Annotated in this window: 2 protein-coding genes and 2 pseudogenes; all 4 read left to right on the top strand. The window is 64.0% G+C overall.

Annotation, left to right across the window (positions count from 1 at the left end):
• Positions 1-291 precede the first annotated feature (291 nt).
• Positions 292-907, top strand: a pseudogene (gene rimP, locus JCM25156_RS23920) (ribosome maturation factor RimP).
• Between the two features lie 20 nt (positions 908-927).
• Positions 928-2462, top strand: a pseudogene (gene nusA, locus JCM25156_RS23925) (transcription termination factor NusA).
• Between the two features lie 34 nt (positions 2463-2496).
• On the top strand, positions 2497-3129 hold the full coding sequence (locus JCM25156_RS11860) for an RNA-binding protein (protein ID WP_025813232.1): 633 nt from the start codon (positions 2497-2499) through the stop codon (positions 3127-3129).
• Positions 3126-3268, top strand: a 143-nt coding sequence (locus JCM25156_RS27990; protein ID WP_148299383.1) for a translation initiation factor IF-2 associated domain-containing protein, incomplete at its 3' end; no start/stop codon positions are given. The genes JCM25156_RS11860 and JCM25156_RS27990, both read left to right, overlap by 4 nt.

The raw sequence follows: 3268 nt of genomic DNA on the forward strand, positions 1-3268 counted from the left end.
CCGCCACCCGCCACCACGGCCGCGATCAGCCCCACCACGACCAGCCTGCTGCGGCCGGCCGGGCGTTCACTGCGTTGTTCCCGTTCGGGTTCCGGCGGTGAGGGCATGGGTGTCATGACCGCATAATGTGGCGCAGGCGCGGGATATGGCAAGACGATAAGAGAGAGGAAATGTAACGCTGCCGCGCGCATATATTCCTTGCGGTCGGGGATGGCGTGACTTATGTTATACACAATTCCTTCATCTCTGGTTTTTTCTTTGGGGGGTGGCCGCAGGGCTGCCTTTTTTGCATTGGACGCTGATCTGCCTTTCCTGACGGGCCTCGATGCCCGCATCGCCGCGATGATCGCGCCCGCGCTGGTCGACATGGGGTTCGACTCGTGCGCGTGGCGGTGCTGGGGCGTGAATCGCCCACGGTCCAGATCATGGCGGATCGGGCCGATGGCTCGCTCATCACCATCGAGGACTGCGAACAGATCAGCCATGCGGTCGGCGCGATCCTGGACGTGGATGACCCGCTGCCGGGGGCGTGGACGCTGGAAGTCTCCTCCGCCGGGATCGACCGGCCCCTGACACGTGTCAAGGACTGGGAGCGTTTCGCGGGCCATCTTGCCCGCGCCGAGATGAACATGCCAATTGACGGCCGCAAGCGGTTCGCCGGTATCGTGCTGGGCGCGCGTGATGGCCATGGCCTGATGCGGCTGGATGATGGCGCCGAGGTTTCGCTGCCTTTCGCGGATATGCGCAAGGCGCGACTTGTCCTGACGGACGAACTGATCGAGCGAGTGCGCGGATGATGCAGCCCGCACCCGCCAGCGAGGAAAACGGGCCGGAGGAAGCACCCCCGGCTGAAACGCAGAAGGCCAGTGGCAGGCCCGGCCGCAAGCCGGCGCGCAAGGCCAACTGAACGATGTTGTGGAGACACTGATGGATACGTCCGTTGCCCGTCCCGAACTGCTGCTGGTGGCCGATGCCGTAGCGCGGGAAAAGTCGATCGACCGCGAGGAAGTGCTGGAAGCGATGGAGCAGGCCATCCAGAAGGCCGGTCGCGCCAAATACGGCCACGAAAAGGATATCCGCGCCACCATCGACCGCAAGACCGGCGATGTGCGCCTGTCCCGCTGGACCGAGGCGGTCGAGGCGGTGGAAAACGAAGAGACGCAGATTCCGCTGTACATCGCCCGCAAGTTCAAGCCGGAAATCCAGCTTGGGGAATACCTGATCGACCCGCTGCCGCCCATCGATTTCGGGCGCATCGCGGCCCAGACGGCCAAGCAGGTGATTGTCCAGCGCGTGCGCGAATACGAACGCCGCCGCCAGTTCAATGACTTCAAGGACCGCGTGGGCGAGATCGTCAACGGAACGGTCAAGCGTACGGAATACGGCAACCTGCTGGTCGAGATCGGCGATGCCGAGGCCCTGCTGCGCCGTGACGAACTGATCCCGCGGGAAAGCTTCCGCAATTCCGATCGCGTCCGCGCCTATATCTATGACGTGCGCGACGAACCGCGTGGCCCGCAGATTTTCCTCTCCCGCACGCATCCGGCCTTCCTGGCCAAGCTGTTCGCGCAGGAAGTGCCCGAAATCTACGATGGCATCATCGAGATCAAGGCCGTGGCCCGTGACCCCGGATCGCGCGCGAAGATGGCCGTCATCTCGCGTGACGCCTCGATCGACCCGGTCGGCGCGTGCGTGGGCGTGCGCGGCCGCCGCGTGCAGGAAGTGGTGAAGGAACTCCAGGGCGAGAAGATCGATATTATCCCGTGGAGTCCGCAGGCCGCGACCTTCGTCGTCAACGCCCTTGCCCCGGCGGAAGTCAGCAAGGTGGTGATGGATGAGGAAGCCGGTCGCGTGGAAGTCGTGGTTCCCGATGACCAGCTCAGCCTCGCCATCGGGCGGCGCGGGCAGAACGTGCGCCTTGCCAGCCAGTTGACGCGGTGGGATATCGACATCCTGACCGAGGCCGAGGAATCGGAGCGCCGGCAGGAAGAATTCCGCCGTCGCAGCAACCTGTTTGTCGAGCGCTGGACGTTGATGACGTCATTGCCGGGCTTCTGGTGACCGAGGGCTTCCACTCCATCGAGGAACTGGCCTTCGCGGACGCCGATGAACTGGCCAACATCGAAGGCTTTGACGAGGATGTGGCCAGCGAACTGGTCCGTCGCGCCGAAGGCTTCCTGGCCGGTCAGGAAGAGGAACTGGACAACAGGCGGCGTGAACTCGGGGTGACGGATGACATCGCCATGCTGGGCGTGTTCACCAACCAGATGCTGGTCACGCTGGGTGAGAAGGGCGTGAAGACGCTGGATGACCTGGCCGATCTGGCCGGTGACGAACTGGTCGAGATTCTGGGCAGCGACGCCATAGATGAGGACGCGGCCAACGAAATCATCATGGCGGCGCGCGCGCACTGGTTCGAGGGTGACGAGAACACCACGCAAGAGGAGACGTCCGACGTCTGATCAGGGTCATCCCCACGCGGAAGACGCAGGCGACATGGCGGATGAAGAGCGCGGTCCGCTGCGCCGCTGCGCCGTGACGCGGCTCCGTCTGCCCAGGGAGGAAATGATCAGATTCGTCATTTCCCCCGATGGAGTCGTGATCCCTGATCTTTCCGCACGTCTGCCCGGACGGGGAATTTGGTTGAGCGCACGCGCGGATGTGTTAGAAACGGCACGCACACGTGGCGTCTTCGCACGCGCGGCACGGGGAAGGGTTGTTATTCATCCTGACCTGACCCATCTTGTGGAAGACGGGCTGCTGCGGCGCATGATGGATGTCGCGGGGCTGGCACGGCGGGCCGGGCAGATTGTCTGCGGTTTCGCCAAGGTGCGTGAGTGGGTTGTGGGCGGTCGCGCCGGTCTGGTGATCCAGGCGGCCGATGGCAGCCCCGACGAGAGGAAGAGAGTTTTGTCCGGTGCACGGGACCTTCCGGTTACGGTTGTTCCTACGGCATCGGGTCTGGGTGCGGCATTTGGCCGCGACCATGTTGTTCATGCAGCCATGCTGCATGGTGAACTGGCGCGCCGTTTCCGTATCGAGAGTGAACGTTTTGCGGGTTTGTCCGGCAGGACTGGCCCGAATTCGGCGGAGCGGTCCGCCGGACGGTGTGAACAGGCGGGTACATGAGCGAAGGCAACGATCAGGATCAGGGTAAGGGACGCTTGTCCCTGCGGCCGGCGGGCCGGAGGGAAGTCGGACGGACGGTGGATGCCGGTTCCGTGCGGCAGAGCTTCAGCCATGGTCGTTCAAAGGTGGTTCAGGTCGA

It is taken from the genome of Komagataeibacter kakiaceti JCM 25156 (assembly GCF_000613305.1).